A 19,528-nucleotide genomic window follows, 5' to 3' on the forward strand; every position below is an offset into this window, starting at 1 on the left:
TAGGCTGGAAAACATATCTTTTCTCAATGCTGGTATCCTGTACATTTACGGCTTACGGGCAAAAGGTAGGTTTGGTTTTGAGCGGTGGGGGGGCTAAAGGTATTGCGCACATCGGCATCTTGAAGGCATTAGAAGAAAACCATATTCCCATTGATTACATTACGGGAACATCCATGGGCGGTATTGTTGGTGCAATGTATGCAGCGGGCTATTCTCCAGCACAGATTGAAAAGATAGCACTGAGCAGTGATTTTCAGGACTGGGTAGGCGGCAGGTATACAAGTGACTATAATTTCTTCTTTCAGAAAAAAAGCATCAATCCTTCCATCATAACTGCCAAGCTTTCGGTAGACACCAATCTCCGGTTTAACTTCCGTTCTAATCTGGTTAATGATATCCCTTTGAATTTTGCGTTATTGGAACTTTTCTCGCAGGCATCTGCTATTTCAAAAGACAACTTCAACAATCTTTTTGTTCCATACCGTTGTATGGTTTCAGATGTGTTGTCGCAAACCAGCATAACAGTTAACAAAGGCAGTTTGGCGGAAGCCGTTAGGGCAACTATGACGGTACCCTTAATTTACAGACCTATTAAACTGGACGACAAATATGTCTTCGATGGCGGTTTATATAATAACTTCCCCGCAGATGTAATGAAGAAAGATTTCAATCCGGATATTATGATCGGTTCAAATGTATCTTCTAAAATTTTTAACGAATATCCTAAAACTGGAGATGAACGTTTAATGAACCGTCTTATGGTGTTTATGTTTCTGTCAAAATCAGATTCTACATTAATCGGTAAAAACGGGGTGTACATCCAACCAGACCTGACCGGTTATTCTGTTTCCAATTTTAACCCGGTAGCAGCGCTGATTAAAAAAGGCTATGATGCGACCATAGCTGAAATGCCCCAAATAAAAGAAAAAATTAAAAGACGGGTGGATCAGGAAGCGCTTGTTGCCAAAAGAAATAGCTTTAACAATAGAAAACCCAACTTGGTTTTTAGTAGCATCACCGTATCTGGTGTAAATGCACAGCAGAAGAAATACATTGAAAGGTTGTTCAAACGGGATCAAAAAACATTTAATCTGAATGACATCAAACAAGGCTATTACAAACTTGTAGCGGATGAAACTTTTGAAACGGTATATCCGAAAACGTCATATAATGCGGTTACTGATAGCTATAATTTTGAAATAGTAGCAAAACCACAAAAAAGCTTTACGGTAGATTTTGGCGGAAATATTTCTACCAGACCAATAAGCAATGTGTTTTTAGGGGTTCAATACAACTACCTTAATAAGAAATCCTACACCTTTGGCACAAACCTGTATTCCGGAAGATTCTACGAATCTGTGCAATTGAGCGGTCGAGTTGATTATCCATCCAGATTACCACTTTTTCTAGCTGCAGAACTCACCTATAATCACTTTGATTATTACAATTCCAGTTCAATATTTATTGAAAACCCGAATCCAACTTTCATTGAGCAGGCAGATAGAAAAATTGGAATAAAAATGGGAATACCGCTTAATCGGAATACCCGCATCACCCTTGGTACTTCTTTCATCAACAATAGCGATGAATATAGCCCTGATAAGCAATACAATGTGGGCGATGAATTGGATAAAACTATTTTTAATGCATCAAGATCTACACTTGCGTTTGAACAAAACACATTAAACAGGAAGCAGTATGCAAATAGAGGGCGTAATTTCCTGTTCAGTATAAACTACTTCGCGGGACGAGAAAGCTTTAGATCCGGGAACATTAAGGTAAACCCTAACGTGTTGAGTGCATTACCAGACACCAAAATGATTGTTCTTAGCCAATATAGACAATGGTTTAACCTGAAAGTTGCTGATGAGAATTATTTTTTTAGGAATGGGAAATATGTGTTGGGTTATGCTGCTGAAGCGGTATTATCCAATCAGCCATTGTTCAGCAACTATTATTCAACACTACTGGCAGCACCTGCTTATTACCCATTGCAAGACAGCCGGTCTTTGTTTCTGCAAAACTTCAGAGCAACAAGTTATGCAGCTGGAGGATTAAAAAACGTATACGCTATAAGAAGGCATTTGGACATCAGAGCTGAAGGCTATGTATTTCTTCCGTATGAGAAATTTGAAAAAATAGGCTTTCAAGGAGTAGAACATAATCAACCATTTAAAAAATGGCAATATGCAGCTACAGCTGGCTTGGTGTATCACACTCCGGTTGGTCCTGTTAGTATTAGTTACAATATGTACGATGACCCCATAAAAAGAAACGGCGTTTTACTACATTTGGGATATCTGATTTATAACAAACGATCTATAGAATGAGAAAAGTATACTTGTTAATCCTGCTATTGTTTACGTTTTGCATCAGCTATGCTCAAAATTCTGAAATCAATAACTTTCTGGTAAAAGAAAGCTTACTTAAGAATAGTAAGCTGGCGATCATAGCGGCTGACTCATTAGAAAACCCTATCGAAACCATAAATGGTCTTTATACTTTTACCATAAGTGGATTTACACAGGAAGTCACTTTTCATGACGGTATTGCAGTCCTTCCTATGCAATTGGAAAATTCGGCGTTTGTATACATTAAACACCAGAATGATAAGGGTACGCATAGTAAGCTGGTGTATGTTTATAAAAAAGATGGTAATTTATCTCCTTATGCATTCAACAGTTTTTGGCTGGTACTATTCCCTGTTATCTTAATTGTTCTTGCCTTTGCCTTCCGAAAGTTTATTATCGTGGCGGTGATACTAATGTTAATTTTCATTTACTTTAATCACAGCAATGGCTTGAGCCTTTCTACATTCTTTGAAACGATATTCGACGGATTGAAAAGCGTTTTCTAGTTAGAATGGCATTCCAATACCAAAATTATATTGCACAAAACGATATTGAAAAGGAGTGTTTGCAGCATTGTATATACGCTTAAACTCTTTACCTCCACCAAGGAATTTGCCAATTACCCATTGGTCTGATCCATCAAACTGAGGATCTTTGAGCTTTAAGCCCACATCGAACCTAAATACAAAGTACTGAACATCATACCTAAAACCCATGCCGGTACCCAGCGCTATCTGTTTACCAAGTTTTGAGAAATCAAACATGCTTTCCGGATCAGAATTGGACTTGGAAATATTCCATACATTTCCTCCATCTAAAAATACCGCACCTTTCAGTTTTGCACCAAAAAACCTGTTTAACAGTAGGAACCTGTATTCCAGATTGGCTTCAATATGCATATCACCTAACTGATCAATCCCAAACAAGGAACGCCTTGTAGCAGAATCAGGAATGCTTTCGCCCCGGTTATAGCTACCAGGACCCAACGTTCTTGCTTGCCATGCACGTATTCCACTGGATCCGCCTGCAAAAAACAACTTTTCAAATGGCATAGCGATGGAATTGCCATAGGCAAAACCAACCCCGGCATTTACTCTGGATACCAATTGCTTTTCGCCACCAAGACCTTTATACCACCTAAAATCAACTTCTGGCCTAACATACTGATTAAAAGGCAATCCAAAAATAGTTGCAAAATCATTTGCCTGTGGATTGTGCCTGTTGCCAAGTAGTTTTGATGCCAGTTGCAACATGTTGCCTGCGATATCAATATTACCTCTAAAATAGACAAAATCACTATTGGTAAGCAGTTTCTCAGCGTTAAGGGAATAACTGTATTTAATACCCAGGGTGATGTCTTTGCGACTAAGCAGTCTTACATAATATTGGTTGTTCTGTATGATGCTATCCGCGAGGTCGCTGCTTAGGTTACCGAAACGATATTCAAAGTTTAGAGGGGTAACAGAGTGAATTTTAGACTTAGACTCTACGAACTCGTAGGTCACAGAATTCAGCAATACGTGCCTTTGAAAAAAGCCCGTCTGTAACGCATAAGCATAGCTACTGGAAAATATGGTATGGGGCATACCTCCCCTTCTGCCAGGCCGGGCTGAAATAAATGGGAGCAGGAGTCTGGGAACGCTTAGGTTCGCGCTCATAGAGAAATCACGCTGATAAATATCATTCAAAAATTTACTACCATTACCAATTCTTGACTGCAATCCACCTTTAACCTGGAATTCAAAGCGCTCTGCACCTCTAAAAAGATTATTGTTGGTGTAAGTATTGCTAAGCGTGAACCCTACCGTACCACCGTTAAAAGGAATCTCACCTTCTATACGGTTACTCATAATCTTCTGAGGAATCAGCTCGATTACAGGAAGTACTTTATTGGAGCTATCTTGAGCTTTGTTATAGTCAATCTTGACGTTTTTAAACACGTTAAGCTCATAAAGCCTATCGTAGGTTAGCGTTTCATTTCTAATATCATAAACAGATGAATCTCTTAAGAAATTATATCTGGCAATTGGCCCCCTTCTAAACTTTCCCGAAAAATCAGTATATCTCAGTCCCCTAAAAACTTTATTGTCTAAAATAACAGTGTCTTTTCCTGTTGGAAAGCCGTCAGCATTTGGTGCTATCACCATATTTGCCTCACCCACACTGTATTTTACATGGTGGTCTTTATCTCTTGGATTGTCAACCAACAAAGCTACATTCACCTTACTGGAATTCAAATTGGTATCCAGTTCAAACTTAACATACGGCCTCACAAAATCAAAATACCCATTTTCTTTCATCACCTGGTAAATTTGGTCGCGCTCATATGACAACGAATCATCGTCATACCGCATACCCTCTTTAAAATGGGTAAAGAGCGCTCTATTCTGAAGATATACTTCCTTTGTAGCAGCATCAGGAATTTTGTAGGCTATCTTATTGATCTTAAATGATGGGCCCTGATCTGCCGTAAAGCGTACCTTTGCTTTTTGATTCTTTATAGTAATGCTTGATTTCACTTTGGCCTTAAAATATCCTTTACTTTTCAGAAACTTCTCAATTTGATCCCTCGATATTTCTACAAGAGCACTGTCCAGGATGGGCGGAGGAGTACCTAAGGGCTTAATCCCTGATGTTTTGTAGCGCCCGTCTTTTGTATTAAAAATATTGTAGATCATCACATTGATCCCGATGGTAGACGTAGGCCTGATGTCTTTCTGTATATAATTCAGTGCTTCTTCTTCAAAAGCTTTATCCACGCTGTCTATGTTAACTTTCTTAACGATAGATTGGTAGTCGGCAATGTACTTTGTTGAAGAGCAGCCCGTAACAAAAAGAATAATTAATAGTAATATTGCAGGAAAAAAGAGGTTATTTTTATAAGGTAGGTATGCTTTCAAAGTCTCAGTTAGGTTTTATTAAATCGTTACATCAAAAAAAGTACCGTAAAGAAAATGAGCTGTTCATTATTGAAGGTATAAAATCTATCACAGAATTCATTAATTCGCCTTACAGTATTAAAAGTATTTATTTCCTGCCTCAGTACGGTCATTTACTGACTGATTTGCCCGCAAATATAAAGTTATTTGAAGTAAACAACGCCGAACTGGACAAGATTAGTACTTTACAAACTCCACAGGGTGTGCTTGCGCTTGTTGCCATTCCCAAAAATACTACACTACAAACGACTCAGTTGAAAGGTAAGTTTACGCTGCTTCTCGACGGGGTACAGGATCCTGGAAATCTGGGAACGATTATTAGAACAGCCGACTGGTTTGGCTTTACCCGCATTATTTGCTCTTTAGACACCGTGGAAGCCTACAATCCAAAAACAGTTCAGGCTACAATGGGATCATTGGCAAGAGTTGTTATTTATTATGAAGATTTACCCGCATTTCTAAAAAATAATGAGTTACCAGTGTATGGCGCATTGCTGGAGGGACAAAGTTTGTATAATACGGAATGGGCTAATGAAGGGCTGATCCTCCTGGGCAATGAAGGCAAAGGAATAAGTGCAAACGTACTGCCTTTCATTAGCGATCCAGTTCACATACCCGGGGCTGGAAATACAGAATCACTGAACGTAGCCATTTCCGCTGCCATCATATGTGCAGATATCTATAGAAATTTACAGAAATAAATTGCATACTAACATATAATTACTATTTTTGCAGCCTGAATTTTAACAGGGTCGAGTGGCCGAGTGGCTAGGCAGAGGTCTGCAAAACCTCCTACAGCGGTTCGAATCCGCTCTCGACCTCCAGATTTATATTTAAATAAAAAACATTGACATGGCAGTTACAAGATTAAAAAGAAAAGACAGAAGAAATAAAACTTTCGCAAAATTAGATGTGAAAAACTTGAAACTTGCTACTAACATCGAGTTAGGAAGCCGTTCAAGACAATCTACTAAAGATCAGTTGGCTAAAAACAATGCGATCTTAGATCAGCTTACTGCTAAAGCATAAGTTCAGTCTTAAAATCTTAAAAAGGGATACTTGAATCAAGTATCCCTTTTTTTATTTAACCAATTCCTTACATATCTGTTTAATTAATGCTGGTCCTTCATAAATGAAGCCAGTATAGAGTTGAATTAATGTAGCCCCAGCTTCAATTTTATCCTTCGCATCCTGCGGAGAGTGAATACCCCCTACACCGATGATTGGAAATGCTTTATTTGACTTTTGGGAAAGATAACGGATCACCTCTGTAGAACGCTTAGTTAAGGGCAAACCGCTTAAACCACCTGTTTCATTTTTAGATTCGCTATACAGCCCTTCTCTATCAATAGTGGTGTTGGTAGCAATTACACCTGCAATTCCGGTTTCTAAAACAATTTCAACAATATCGTCCAATTGCTCATTGGTTAAATCTGGTGCAATCTTCAATAAAATAGGTCTCCTCACCGGATTTTTCTGATTGCGCTTTTGCAGGGTATTCAGCAAATCCATCAAGGGTTCCTTCTCCTGCAAAGCCCGCAACCCTGGTGTATTTGGCGAACTCACGTTTACCACAAAATAATCTACCACTTCATGAAGCCTGTCGAAACATTTGATATAATCGTTAACTGCATCTTCATTGGGTGTATTTTTATTTTTGCCAATATTCCCACCAATAACAATTTCTGAATTTTTACTTTTAAGCTGTCTCAATCGCTCAGCAAGTGTATCTACGCCCTTATTATTAAAGCCCATTCTATTTATCAGGGCTTTGTCTTCCTCCAGTCTAAACATTCGGGGCTTGTCGTTGCCCGGCTGCGGCAGCGGTGTTACTGTTCCGACTTCAATAAAACCGAAGCCGATATCACTTAAAGCTTCAATATATTCGCCATTTTTATCAAATCCAGCGGCGAGGCCAACCGGGTTCTTGAATTTTATACCAAATACCTCACGTTCCAGTCCTTTAATCTTCACATCGAAGCTGCTTCTCAGAATGGTCTGTCCTAGCGGAAAGTATTCATGAAACCATTTTAATCGTTTCACCACGAAATGATGGACTTTCTCCGGGTCAAACTGAAAAAAAATAGGCTTAATTAGACGGTACATGCAACGAAGATATTAATTAATGCCAAAAATGCACATTTGTTTGTATTTTTGCAATCACATGATTTCGATAAACGACTTAACATTCCTTATAGGCTCCAGAGCTTTATACGACGAGGCAAACTGGCACATTAAACCGGGCGACAGGGTTGGACTTATTGGTGCCAACGGAACAGGAAAATCTACACTATTAAAAATAATTGTTGGCGAATATGGTCCATCATCAGGGTCCATTTCTATGTCGAAAGACATTAAGATTGGATACCTAAACCAAGACTTACTTTCTTACGATTCTCACCATACCATTCTGCATGTAGCAATGGAGGCTTTTGAACGCCAAAACCAACTGCATGACGAGATTGAAGAGCTCTTAAAAAAAATTGAAACAGATTATTCTGAAGAAGTTCTTTATAAACTCAGCGATAAACAGCAGGAGTTTGAAGCCTTAGACGGTTATAATATTGAATATCGTGCAAATGAGATACTTGCCGGTCTTGGTTTTAGTACAGAAGATCAGCACCGTCCATTAAATACTTTTTCAGGTGGATGGAGGATGCGGGTTATGCTGGCCAAAATCCTATTGCAGACACCAGATATCCTCTTACTGGATGAGCCTACCAATCACATGGATTTACCATCAATTAAGTGGCTGGAAACCTATTTAGGTAGCTTTGAAGGTGCAATTGTAATTGTATCACACGATAGGTATTTCTTAGATAAGGTTGTAAATAAGATCGTAGAATCACGAAAAGGAAAATTAACTCCTTATGCTGGTAACTATACCTTCTACCTGGAAGAAAAAGCATTAAGAGGTGAGATCCAAAAGGGCGAGTTTAAAAACCAACAGGCCAAGATTAAACAGGAAGAACGACTGATCGAACGTTTTAGGGCTAAAGCTTCCAAAGCCAAAATGGCCCAGTCGCGTATGAAGGCGCTCGACAAGATGGAGCGTGTAGAGGACGTAGATGATGACAATCCTACAGTAAACTTCCAATTTAAGTTTTCAAAGCCATCTGGTCGGCACGTCATCAGAGTGGAGAATGCATACAAAAGCTACCCGAATATTGACATTCTTGCTAATGCAGAAGGTCTAATTGAAAAAGGGGATAAGATTGCGTTGATCGGTGCCAACGGTAAAGGTAAATCAACCCTGTTGAGGATAATTGCAGGTACCGAAGGTTTTGATGGCAAATGTGAAACCGGACACAATGTAACTACAACCTTCTTCGCACAGCACCAGTTGGAGTCTTTACATTTGGAAAATACAATACTAGAAGAATTACAAGCTTTTGCTCCAAAACATACAGACACGGAATTACGTGGAATTTTAGGTTGTTTCCTATTTACAGGTGATGATGTATTTAAAAAGATTCGTGTACTTTCCGGAGGAGAAAAATCGAGAGTTGCTTTGGCGAAGTCTCTAACTACTGACTCAAATTTCCTCATCCTGGATGAGCCTACAAATCACCTTGACATACAATCTGTAAATATACTTATACAAGCCTTAACGCAGTATGAGGGAACTTTTATTGCGGTTTCTCACGATAGGTATTTTCTGGACAATGTAGCCAACAAGATTTGGTTCATTGAAGATATGGATATTAAGGAATATCCTGGAACTTATGCTGAGTATGAGGAATGGAACAGTAAAAGACCTCCTGCAAAACCAACGCCTGTACCAGTAAGACCGGATAAAGAAGTAAAGAAGGTAGTTGAAGATAAACAACCAGCGACGCCTAATTTACAACAACAGCTTAAAAAGCTAAATGAGCAACTGAAGAAAATTGAGACAGACATTTCAGAGTTTGAAAGCCAGGTAAAAGTGATTGAAGACGAAATAGCTGATGAGAAGACCTACACTGACTCAGGAAAATTAGCTGAAGCCAACAAACGCTATCAGGCAGCTAAAACATTACTGGATACCGCTCAAAATACTTGGGAAGATCTGGCATCAGACATCATGGAAATAGAAGGAAAATGATCAGGCGATTAATCTTGTTCATCGCATTGTTATTAACAGTACAAATTGCTGCCGCACAGCAGCAATTTGTGTATGAGAACAAGATTTACCAGCCAAATATCAGGACTATACAATGTTTTAACGCACAGAAAGAACAGTCACTTCCCGTAATTGCACTTAAATCAAATGAACAGCTGGTGTTTTCGTTCGACGATCTTAAAGGCGGGAGCAAAATCTATTGGTATGCCATAGAACATTGTACGTCCGATTGGAAATCATCGCGTTTGTCTACTATGGATTTCCTGGAAAGTTTATCGGAAGATAGAATACAGGATTACAAATACTCTTTCGGTACCCTTCAAAAATACACGCATTACCAACTTACCCTTCCAAACAGTCAAATCAAACCTAAAATATCAGGCAATTACCTGCTCAAGGTTTATGAAGACGGTAACTTGAACAAACCGGTAATTTCCCAACGGTTTTATGTAGTAGAAAATATCGTGAACGTTGCGGTAGATGTTGTACCTAGCCAGCAAGTAGCCCTCAGGTTTTCCAATCAAAAGATAAACTTTACCATTTTCCATAAAATAGCTATACAAAATCCTTATACAGATTTAAAGGCGGTAGTGATGCAAAATGGAAATCCAGGGACATCCGTTGTAAATACAAGACCATCTTTTATAAAACCGGGATCTTTGGTATACAATGACCTAAACACCAATGATTTCCCTGGTGGTAATGAATTCAGGAAATTCGATATCAGAAGTTTGCGTTATAAGGCAGAAAACGTGCAGGACATTATTAAAGACTCTATTATTAACGTTGTCCTCTTCGGCGACCCTGTACCGAGCAAATCCAAGTATAGCAACCTGGTAGACGAGAATGGAGATTTTTTTATTCGTAACAACGAAGGCAGGGAGCCAGATACCGACAGTGACTACGCGGGTGTGGGATTTACGCTAAATGCAACTCCCCCAAATAAAAATGGAGAAGCTTATGTAGTGGGGCGATTTAATAATTACCTGTTAAACGAAAACAGCCGACTAACTTACGAGCCATCCAGAAAAAAGTTTTACGGCAACAGCTTTTTGAAACAAGGGTTATATGATTACAAATATGTATGGTTGGATAAAGACACGGGAAAAACAGATCCAACCGTGTTTGAGGGTTCTTTTTTTGAAACCGAAAATACCTATCAGGTATATGTATATTACCGTAAACCAGGTTCACGCTGGGAAGAGCTGATTGGCTTCACCAGCGTAAACAATGTTAGGCGTTAATGCTCTGCTTCAGTTTTGGCAATCCATACAGAAACACTTTTGTGTTCACATTTAAATTGAGCCCAACCCTCATCATTAACCTTAATCTCTTCCTGGCAATGCCCGAGCGCGTCAACAAAAGTTTTGCCGGCATGCCTGATACCAATCTCCATATCCTTATAGCCATCTCCCCCGTTGCACATGATTACCGCAAATCCAGAACAAGAAACCTCCTCAGTACCTTCTCGTGTCCAACCTATACAATTCGGATGGTTTAAGTAATCCCTTTGCAAACCAGATGAACATTCCTTTCTCAACCTACACAACTCATGAAGTTCTGGAACACCAATAATTTCTATCTCCTGTTCCTCTCCGGTATGATCTTTATCCTTGTATTTACAACCGTATAGATCAGGGTAAAACAAACAGGGTATGCCCTGTTCCCTCAAAAGGATCAAGGTGTATGCCAATGGGCGAAACCAAAAATCTACATAAGACTCCAGCGACTGCAGGGGTTGAGAATCATGATTGTCCACAAAAGTGACCGCCAAAGTTGGATGCGACTGAACAAGCGTATTCTCGAAAATCTGACTCAGGTCAAAATCCTCATGGTTTTGAGCTGCCTGATACATATTATGATGCAACATGGTATCAAAAAGCTGCATTCTGCCTTCAGTAATTTGAATATAGTTCAGCAACTGATCAACATCATTAACTACCCAATTTTCCGCAACCACAAAAAAATCTCTTTTAAAAGTATTTTTCATATGATCCAGCCATTCGTTCAGGAAATCGGCGGAGATGTGTTTCACTGCGTCCAGCCTAAAACCGTCCATACCGCAGGTTTTATAATACCATTCTCCCCATTTCTTCAGCTCTTCCCTTACAGCAGGATTTCTGGAGTCGATATCATTAAACATTAAGTAATCATAATTACCCAGCTCATGTGAGGGAACGTCCTCCCAAGCATCACCGTACTCATTTTGAATAGAAAATATTCCTTCTTCTTTTAAATCGTCGGCATAATCTATTCCACTAAAGCATTGATGGTCCCAAATAAATTCCGAATATTTTCCGTTCCTGCCTGGGAACGTAAACTTAGTCCAGGCATCAATTTCCATTTCATCAGAAATAAACTCGTGACGGTTCTCGGGATCAACTTTTCTAACAGTTATTCTTTCTAACTCATCCGCTCCCGCCTTATGATTGAACACAATATCTGCAATGGTCGATATTCCCTTTTCTTTCAGAGCACTAATTGCAGCAAGATAATCGTCTTTACTACCGTACCTTACTTCTACGGTGTCCTTCTGCTCAAATTCACCTAAATCGTACAAATCGTAACAATCATAGCCTACTGAAACGTTACCGGAAGTTGCCTTATAAGCAGGGGGCAGCCATACGCCAGTCACGCCCAAATCTGCAAGGTGACTTGCTTCGTCTCTAACTTTAGCCCACAGTTTTTGATCTTCGTTATAATACCAGTGAAAATACTGGATAATTAGTTGCTTGGTCATAATGCAATAACATGAAGTGCTGCAAATTGTTTATTTTTGTGTGATATGACACTAAAAGTAAAAAACCCAAGCCATTCTTTTACTATAATGAATGAATTGGTGTTGCCAAATGATACAAATACACTAAATAATTTGATGGGCGGGCGCTTGCTGCACTGGATGGACATTGCCGCGGCAATATCTGCACAAAAGCACTGCAATAATATAGTGGTTACTGCTTCTGTTGATAATGTATCTTTTAAACAACCTATTAAATTAGGTGATGTCATCACTATTGAGGCAAAAGTTACCCGTGCATTCAATACTTCAGTAGAAGTGCGGTTAGACGTGTGGGCAGAAAATATCCCTTCAGGAGCACGTGTAAAATCAAACGAAGCCTACTATACCTTTGTAGCGGTAGGTAAAGACGGCCAAACGATACCTGTGCCGGAACTGAGCCCTGAAACTGAAGAAGAAAAAGAGTTATTTGCGGGAGCCCTGCGCAGAAGGCAATTGCGATTAGTACTTAGCGGTAAAATGAAAGGACACGATGCTCTGGAGTTAAAAGCGTTGTTTTACCCAGAGTAAAGCCCGGATAAATTAGCTACCCATTTCCAGTATTTTATCAAACTCTGCGGCCCTTAAAGGCATTACAGATAATCTTCCTTGCCTGACCAGGGAAATGTCCTTCAAGCTTTCCTCCGCCTTGATCTGCTCCAGGGTTACGGGGTTCTTCAAGGCTTCAACCGGAACCAGATCTACTACTACCCAATTGGTGTCATCCGTAGTTGGGTCCTGATAAGCTTCCTTCACTACTTTTGCTATCCCTACAACGTGCTTTCCTTCATTGCTATGATAGAAAAGAACCAAATCACCCTCCTGCATGTCCCTCAGGTTATTGCGGGCCTGATAGTTACGAACACCGTCCCAAAAGGTACGCCCATCTACATTAAATTTATCCCAGCTATATTTAAAAGGTTCCGATTTGACTAACCAGTGTTTCATAGTTTTTCTCATTTGATGGGGCAAATCTACTAATTATGAGATGAAATGAATACAGAAAATGCATTCCCACTTCCTCAGTTCACTAATGGCGATTCAATGTACATTTCCCGCTAAAACTGGTCGGAAAAGCCAAATCCAAATATTCAGGATTTAATGGAAAAACAATATTCGATATATTTTTACCTGTGACCATCAATAATCTCCGGTTCTCATCTACTACAACGTCAGATTGATTTGCACTAATGCCGTTTAATACCAGTTCATAATAGAAGGCACTATCCTTTTCAATATCTAAAACGAATTCCGATAATGGAACTAAAACTTCGAAAATGTAATTTAGTTGCGCATCAAATTTTGATTTCACTTTTATTGAACTGTGATTATATACAGAAAGAACACTATCCGTAAATGACTTAAGTCCTTTAACTCTAACGAGTTTCATTTTACTATCTACCATTCTATTTCTGGCTTTAAAAACTGAAACAACTGCGTGCTTGTTATTCAAGGTGTCTTTGAATTCCATCAGCTCGCTGTTCCACAGCGGATAATTTTTAGTATATATCGGAAAGATAACCGAAGCGGGATTTTGTTTATTTTGAGCTTTAAATTTCGATATGCGAACTTCTACGCCGCCTAATAATATTTTCCTGATTGCCTGCCTGTCATGTACTTTAATGGTTAAATAAAGTATTGAATCATTGTTTGAAAAAGCATAATACATACGGAGCCTGGTATTGTAGGCTGGAAATGTATTTTTCCATTCACGGTCAACTCCATCAATTACAATCTTATCGGGTGTCCTCAATGCCGATGTTTGCATATCCGGTAGCTTTTGACCACTACATATTGAAAAGCAACCTAACAAAAAGAAAAGTATTGTTGATCTCATCAAAAAGGATCTAAAAAAATGCACCGAAATGCCAAAGTATCCCTGAAGGATCATGTAGAAAACATTCTCTACCCCAACTTTCTTGTCTTATGGGCAACAGTCTAACCCCTTCGTAGTTCCTTGACAGCTCCAATGCATTCAATGTTTCCCAAATATCTTCCACATTTTCAACTTCAAAAAATATCATAGTATTATCAATCCAATCCTTTACATAGGCCTTCTGCAAATAAAATCCCAGTTGCCCCCACTTAAATAAGGATAATGATGGGTTCAATACGATTTCCTGAAAGCCGATGTAATTGTAAAAGCTTCTGGACAGCTCAAAATCTTTCGCTCCAATAAAGGGACGTATAGACACTGGATTATTTTCATGTAGGTTTTCCATAATTTAATACCCCGCCCTATTCAGCTTGCGAACTATTAAATTCCTCCAATAATTCCATTGCCTTATCATAATCGGCATTTGGCACCAATACCTCTGCCGCACCAAATCCACCTGGTGTAACTGCCCAGGGTTCAATGGAAGACATCAGTCCGTTTTTCAACTGGACGAAAATATTGTTGGCTTCTAATACATTCTGTATCATCTTTGCCTGCCATGTTTCGCCTGTAAAGACAGGTAAAAACATTTGCTCCACGTTCTGTTCCATAATTATAAATTCTTAGTGGTAAGATACCACTTTTAAAATAAACCCGACAAAAAACAAATGCTATCTACACAACATGGCTAAAACCTCTGTCGTTACACTCGTCTCAAGGCACTGCCTTGTTATAAAGCGTTTTGCAACTATATCCGCGTAGTTCATCCTCAGAAACTATTTTAAATTTATTTCCTTACTCTCGGATTGTGACAGTTTCATTAGATGGTGATATTTATTTTGCTAATAGCACAAGTTTAAAAAGTAAATTAAATAAACAAGCCCCGGCGATAACTATCACCGGGGCTTGTTTTAATCCCTCAACTTATCTCGAAATTAGTAAAACATTAATCTTTAGCTTTAAGCGCTGCATCAATGCGGTCTGATAAATCATCTAAATGGTACTTACTTAATCCAGTAGCACTTGTAGCTGATGTTTTGATAGCGGCAGATAATTCTTTTAACTGACCTTTAACTACGGAGATCACGTCACTTTGTGATGGCGCAGCTGCAGCCGCCATACCTCTTCCACCTTGGGTGGACAAGATAGTAGTATTACCTCCAGCACTTGGGGTAACAATTGCAATTAGCCTGTCAATATAAGTCTTTTGCAGGTTACGACGATATACATCAATTGCTGAGTTCGACTTCAATTCTGAGAAAATAGAAGCATTCATATCTGTAAAGAAATCCGTGATCTTGTATGCAGAAGCGCCATCGGCCGCTTCGGCTGTAATTAGTTTATTCAAAGTTGTATTACTAACTAACCTACCAATTGTTGGCGCCTGAAGTCTTGATATTACAGTTGTTGGATCTTGACCTATATCATCAAGTATCGTCTTATCTAGCAACCACGTCGGGGTCGTAAATAATTGCTTGTCTAAAAATACCATTGCTTCTTTTTGTTTAGCGGCTGGGTTACGTTGATAAATTGTACCCGCCTGCTCAACAGTTTTCGGAGTTTCTAACACACCTGCGATGTTCTTCGCCACATGGCCCATATAACGACCCAATTGAGTAGTTAACTGACCATACATTACTTCCAGATTTTCATAGCCTTCATTGTCGGCCTTAGTCCAATCCGGGAGTTTAACTAAAATCCTTTTTAAGTTTTTGATTCCGTATTCACTTGAGATCATGGCATTATCACCAAGATCTTCGTTTTGTGAACGTGGATCATCTGGATTGGTTTCAGTTCCAAACCATAAACGGTTATTCTTTAATTTCTCCATGGTGAGCTTATTCAACACAGGCACCTCTGAAGTCGCAGATTTACCATCCAACACTTTATATCCCCATTCAATAGCCCACATGTCGTAGTCGCCAATCCGTGGATAAATTCCTTTCGGTTTAATGTTATCTTCTGGTTGGGCAACATAGTTGAAACGTGCATAATCCATAATGGATGGCGTATGTCCGTTCGCTTCAACAAATGCTTTATCACGCAACTTCTCTGAAGGAACTGTTGAGCTTGAACCATAATTATGGCGAAGACCCAAAGTATGTCCCACTTCGTGTGAGGATACAAAACGGATCAAATCACCCATTAACTCCGGACTAAAGTTCATCTTTTGTGCCCTTGGATCAATAGCTGCTGCTTGAATCATGTACCAGTCGTGAACCAGTTTCATCACATTGTGATACCAGTTGATATGGCTTTCCATGATCTCTCCACTGCGTGGATCTGAGATACTTGGCCCGCTGGCATTGGCAATTTCTGAGGGTTTATAAACGATTGCCGAGTGGCGCGCATCATCTAAACTCCATGTAGAATCTTCTTTTGCAGTAGGTGCCATTTTAGCCATGATAGCATTTTTAAAACCTGCTTTTTCGAATGCTTTTTGCCAATCATTGACGCCTGCCATTAAATAAGGAACCCACTCTTTTGGTGTAGCAGGATCAATATAAAAAATGATTGGTTTAGCCGGTTCTACCAACTCGCCTCTTTTAAATTTGGCAAGATCAGCAGTTTTAGGCTCCAGCCTCCAACGCTTCACCATTTCCACTTCTTTAACTCCTTGCGGGTTGGAATCAAAATCGGTATAACCAACAGTGAAATAACCTACCCTCGGATCAAAAAACCTTGGTTTCATAGGCACTTTTGGAAGGATAACCAGGGAAGCATTCAATTCTACAGTAGATGATCCTGACGGCGCACCGCCTCCAAAACCTGCTGGTGCAGCGGCTCCAAATGGAGAAGGGGCGGCTGTTAGCGTATAGGTCTTAACCACGTTGATCTCTACATTGGTTGGAAAACTTCTAACACCCAAGACATAACTTCTGTCTGCAATCTGGGTACCTAACCTGAAGTTCGTTTTCACAGCTGGCGAACCAAAATAGAAGATTTCGTTATCACTATTGATAAAATCAGTCATATCAATAACGCTTCCTTTTTTATCCGGAGAATAAGCCGCGATGTTAAAGGCTGCAGCAATTGCCTGGATGTTTGAACGTTGTAGATTTTGGTACATTGCAGTAGTACTATCGGGTCCGTAAGTTCTGTAAGAGATCTTGCGCATGAAGATGCGGTTAGATGGCCCTTTTTCAAAACGGATCACGGTGCTTCCAATCTGATCGCCGGCATAACCTGATGCAGAGCGTACTTCAGCACCTGCTTTAGAGATGCGACTAACTACCAGGATGTCTCTTCCTAGTGTAGAATCTGCAATTTCAAAGAAGAACTTATCATCCAGTTTATGAGTGGTGATCATTCCTTTACGGGTTATCGCTTTATCAGTGATGACCTGTGCATAAGGCTTAGGCAACGCCTTAGCGGCGCCTGGAAAACCTGGTCCGCCTGATTTCTTGGTGGTATCCGCAGTTGCAGGAGTAGTTGTTGGGTTAGTCGGCCTAGTCTGGGAATTAGCCACAGAAATTGCCGCAACCCCGAATAAGGTTAACAATAGTAATTTTTTCATGAATTAGTTTGTGTAAGTGGGGTAAAGATAAAAACTGTAAATTGATTAGCTTACCTTCTCTTATAACTTTACAGTTACATTAATGTAACATCTTAAACATTAATTCTTTGAGTAATTCTCCGTCCGTGGTATTGCCAGAACTATCCACTCCCTTGCTTTTAAGATCGTACTCTCGCAAAAGGCTAATGATGTCGAATGTTTTGTTCAAGTTATAGCTTCTAGATGCAGTTTCAAAATCCTTTACAAAGTATGGGTTAACCCCTAGTTCCTTGGGCGCATCTGCCTTGTTAGGTAAATAATGATATTTCAGGATTTTTGAAAAATAGGCATTAAGGTTGGCCATTACCATTACCATAGGGTTGGCTTTTGGATTATCAGCGAAGTAATTTACGATTTGATTGCACTTCAAAACATTTCTGACCGCTAGTGCTTTTTGCAGCTCAAAAACATTGTATTCCTTGCTAATCCCAATATTTTTTTGAACCAGATCTGTGTCAATTGTAGTTTGCTTGTTAATATTGAGCATCAGCTTTTCAAGTTCGTTAGAGATCTTTGAAAGGTCTGTACCCAAATATTCTGCCATCAATGCGGAGGCTGGCGGCGCTATTTTATAGCCTTTCTCTTTAACTAGATCTTCTATCCAACCTGCTAGTTTGTAATCTCTGACTAATTCCGATTGAAAGACCACCCCATTTTTATCTATTGCTTTATAGATCTTTTTTCGTTTGTCAAAGTTTGCATATTTATAACCCAACACCAATATGGTTGTAGGCATTGGCTTTTCAAAGTAATTCAATACAAATTCAGCTTCCTTACTGCTGCCTTCCGTTTCTTTTGCCCATTTTAAATCTTGCGCTTCCTTCACTACAATCAACTGGAAATCAGACATCATTGGATAACGCTTTGCGGCATTCATGATGGTAGCCATATCTGTATCTTTCCCATAAAGTACAGTTTGGTTGAAACCCTTTTCCATGTCATTCAATATGTGCTCTTCCATGAAATGGATAATCTGATCGATGTAGTAGGGTTCTTCTCCATGTAACAAGTACACGGGTTTAAACTTACGGGCTTTTATGTCTCTGATGATCTCTGCGGCACTCATATGATTCTTCAAACTTAGATAAAATTTTTCCCTATTTTTACACAAATGTCATTTAACCCGACCCCTCTTAATTTACCTGAATATCCTTTTAAACTCACCTTAAAAGATGAGAGGCACTACATTTTTGATGAGATTAGAAAAAAGCATTTGGTGCTTACACCGGAAGAATGGGTAAGGCAGCATTTTATCCAATATTTAGTCATGGTGAAGAATTTTCCAAAATCACTGATCCAGATTGAAGGTGGGCTTAGCCTGAATAAGTTACAAAAACGCACTGACATAGTGGTGTTTAATACAGCTGGTGAAAGGATTATGGTAATAGAATGCAAGGCGCCCTCTGTTAAGATCAGTCAGCGCACTTTTGATCAGGCAGCACGCTATAATTCAGTCCACAAAACCAAATGGCTTGTGGTTACCAACGGCTTGATGCATTGCTACGCGACAATTGACCACGCGTTGGAAAGCTTTCAATTTGTGCAAGACTTACCAGAATACAGACTTTTATAAAGTTGATTTTTAAATATTTTGCTGGAAAAAACAGCCATTCTGTTCGTAGGCTGGCATCTGCTGTCCTGAAAAAGGACAACAGCGCCTATGCCTCCTCACAGAAGGCATATTTCTTCTAATCGCAAAATGCCAGGATGCAGATTTCTAAGATGCGATTTGACGGTGTAGAAATTTTGACGTCATAAGAAATTGCCGACAATAATACAATGCTGGCGATATTTGTCATAAGTGAATCGAGGCGACCAACACTATGGACGTCATTGGCATGGCTATAAATATCTTAACCTTGCCCAGAACTTATACATAGTCATTAAGGCTGTTTTCCATAACTTAAACTGCACAAAGTTTGGGCTAT

Annotated in this window: 17 protein-coding genes and 1 tRNA gene; 9 read left to right on the forward strand and 9 right to left on the reverse strand. The window is 39.4% G+C overall.

Going from position 1 to position 19,528, the window contains the following annotated elements:
• Positions 1-26: 26 nt before the first annotated feature.
• On the forward strand, positions 27-2,330 hold the full coding sequence (locus tag ACXZ1K_RS17065) for a patatin-like phospholipase family protein (RefSeq protein ID WP_458970890.1): 2,304 nt from the start codon (positions 27-29) through the stop codon (positions 2,328-2,330).
• Complete coding sequence (locus ACXZ1K_RS17070) at positions 2,327-2,857, forward strand: hypothetical protein (RefSeq protein ID WP_458970891.1); 531 nt, start codon at positions 2,327-2,329, stop codon at positions 2,855-2,857. Before ACXZ1K_RS17065 ends, ACXZ1K_RS17070 begins: the two co-directional genes overlap by 4 nt.
• Here ACXZ1K_RS17070 and tamL read toward each other — a convergent pair whose 3' ends face one another.
• Positions 2,858-5,251, reverse strand: a complete 2,394-nt coding sequence (gene tamL / locus ACXZ1K_RS17075; RefSeq protein WP_458970892.1) for a translocation and assembly module lipoprotein TamL — start codon at positions 5,249-5,251, stop codon at positions 2,858-2,860.
• Here tamL and ACXZ1K_RS17080 point away from each other — a divergent pair.
• The 3 genes from ACXZ1K_RS17080 (at position 5,242) to ACXZ1K_RS17090 (ending at position 6,319) form a co-directional block, all read left to right on the forward strand.
• Positions 5,242-5,991, forward strand: coding sequence for a TrmH family RNA methyltransferase (locus ACXZ1K_RS17080; protein ID WP_458970893.1), 750 nt, complete (start codon positions 5,242-5,244; stop codon positions 5,989-5,991). The genes tamL and ACXZ1K_RS17080 overlap by 10 nt on opposite strands.
• Positions 5,992-6,040: 49 nt before the next feature.
• Positions 6,041-6,114, forward strand: a tRNA-Cys gene (locus ACXZ1K_RS17085).
• 28 nt (positions 6,115-6,142) lie between these two features.
• Positions 6,143-6,319, forward strand: coding sequence for a spore protein (locus ACXZ1K_RS17090; RefSeq protein ID WP_458970894.1), 177 nt, complete (start codon positions 6,143-6,145; stop codon positions 6,317-6,319).
• A gap of 51 nt (positions 6,320-6,370) precedes the next feature.
• On the opposite strand, the gene ACXZ1K_RS17095 is transcribed toward ACXZ1K_RS17090, so the two are convergent.
• Positions 6,371-7,396: a quinone-dependent dihydroorotate dehydrogenase gene (locus ACXZ1K_RS17095; protein ID WP_458970895.1), complete on the reverse strand. Its 1,026-nt coding sequence runs from the start codon at positions 7,394-7,396 to the stop codon at positions 6,371-6,373.
• A 58-nt stretch (positions 7,397-7,454) separates the two neighbouring features.
• Between ACXZ1K_RS17095 and ACXZ1K_RS17100 the strand changes: the two genes are divergently transcribed.
• Positions 7,455-9,374 (forward strand): ABC-F family ATP-binding cassette domain-containing protein, encoded by a 1,920-nt coding sequence (locus tag ACXZ1K_RS17100; RefSeq protein ID WP_458970896.1) that lies wholly within the window; start codon positions 7,455-7,457, stop codon positions 9,372-9,374.
• Positions 9,329-10,636 (forward strand): type IX secretion system plug protein, encoded by a 1,308-nt coding sequence (locus ACXZ1K_RS17105; protein WP_458970897.1) that lies wholly within the window; start codon positions 9,329-9,331, stop codon positions 10,634-10,636. The genes ACXZ1K_RS17100 and ACXZ1K_RS17105 overlap by 46 nt, the downstream gene beginning before the upstream one ends.
• Here the strand turns inward: ACXZ1K_RS17105 and ACXZ1K_RS17110 are convergent.
• Positions 10,633-12,132, reverse strand: a complete 1,500-nt coding sequence (locus ACXZ1K_RS17110; protein WP_458970898.1) for an alpha-amylase — start codon at positions 12,130-12,132, stop codon at positions 10,633-10,635. The two genes, ACXZ1K_RS17105 and ACXZ1K_RS17110, sit on opposite strands and share 4 nt — an antisense overlap.
• Before the next feature lie 45 nt (positions 12,133-12,177).
• Here ACXZ1K_RS17110 and ACXZ1K_RS17115 point away from each other — a divergent pair, with 45 nt between their 5' ends.
• Entirely contained in the window at positions 12,178-12,699 is a 522-nt protein-coding gene (locus ACXZ1K_RS17115; RefSeq protein WP_458970899.1) for an acyl-CoA thioesterase, read from the forward strand.
• Positions 12,700-12,711: 12 nt separating this feature from the next.
• Here the strand turns inward: ACXZ1K_RS17115 and ACXZ1K_RS17120 are convergent, their stop codons facing one another.
• The 6 genes from ACXZ1K_RS17120 to holA all read right to left on the reverse strand — a co-directional run bounded on the left by ACXZ1K_RS17120 (position 12,712) and on the right by holA (position 18,666).
• On the reverse strand, positions 12,712-13,116 hold the full coding sequence (locus tag ACXZ1K_RS17120; RefSeq protein WP_458970900.1) for an EVE domain-containing protein: 405 nt from the start codon (positions 13,114-13,116) through the stop codon (positions 12,712-12,714).
• An 82-nt stretch (positions 13,117-13,198) separates the two neighbouring features.
• On the reverse strand, positions 13,199-13,936 hold the full coding sequence (locus ACXZ1K_RS17125) for a hypothetical protein (protein ID WP_458970901.1): 738 nt from the start codon (positions 13,934-13,936) through the stop codon (positions 13,199-13,201).
• A 79-nt stretch (positions 13,937-14,015) separates the two neighbouring features.
• Positions 14,016-14,390, reverse strand: a complete 375-nt coding sequence (locus ACXZ1K_RS17130) for a VOC family protein (RefSeq protein WP_458970902.1) — start codon at positions 14,388-14,390, stop codon at positions 14,016-14,018.
• Between the two features lie 16 nt (positions 14,391-14,406).
• Positions 14,407-14,655 carry a putative signal transducing protein gene (locus ACXZ1K_RS17135; RefSeq protein WP_458970903.1) on the reverse strand — a complete coding sequence of 83 codons (249 nt, stop codon included), beginning with the start codon at positions 14,653-14,655 and terminating at the stop codon, positions 14,407-14,409.
• 335 nt (positions 14,656-14,990) lie between these two features.
• Positions 14,991-17,561 (reverse strand): zinc-dependent metalloprotease, encoded by a 2,571-nt coding sequence (locus ACXZ1K_RS17140; protein ID WP_458970904.1) that lies wholly within the window; start codon positions 17,559-17,561, stop codon positions 14,991-14,993.
• 79 nt (positions 17,562-17,640) lie between these two features.
• Positions 17,641-18,666: a DNA polymerase III subunit delta gene (holA, locus tag ACXZ1K_RS17145; RefSeq protein ID WP_458970905.1), complete on the reverse strand. Its 1,026-nt coding sequence runs from the start codon at positions 18,664-18,666 to the stop codon at positions 17,641-17,643.
• Positions 18,667-18,711: 45 nt separating this feature from the next.
• Here holA and ACXZ1K_RS17150 point away from each other — a divergent pair, with 45 nt between their 5' ends.
• On the forward strand, positions 18,712-19,173 hold the full coding sequence (locus tag ACXZ1K_RS17150; protein WP_458970906.1) for a type I restriction enzyme HsdR N-terminal domain-containing protein: 462 nt from the start codon (positions 18,712-18,714) through the stop codon (positions 19,171-19,173).
• Positions 19,174-19,528: the final 355 nt, after the last annotated feature.

This window comes from Pedobacter jaeyakensis, from assembly GCF_054461315.1.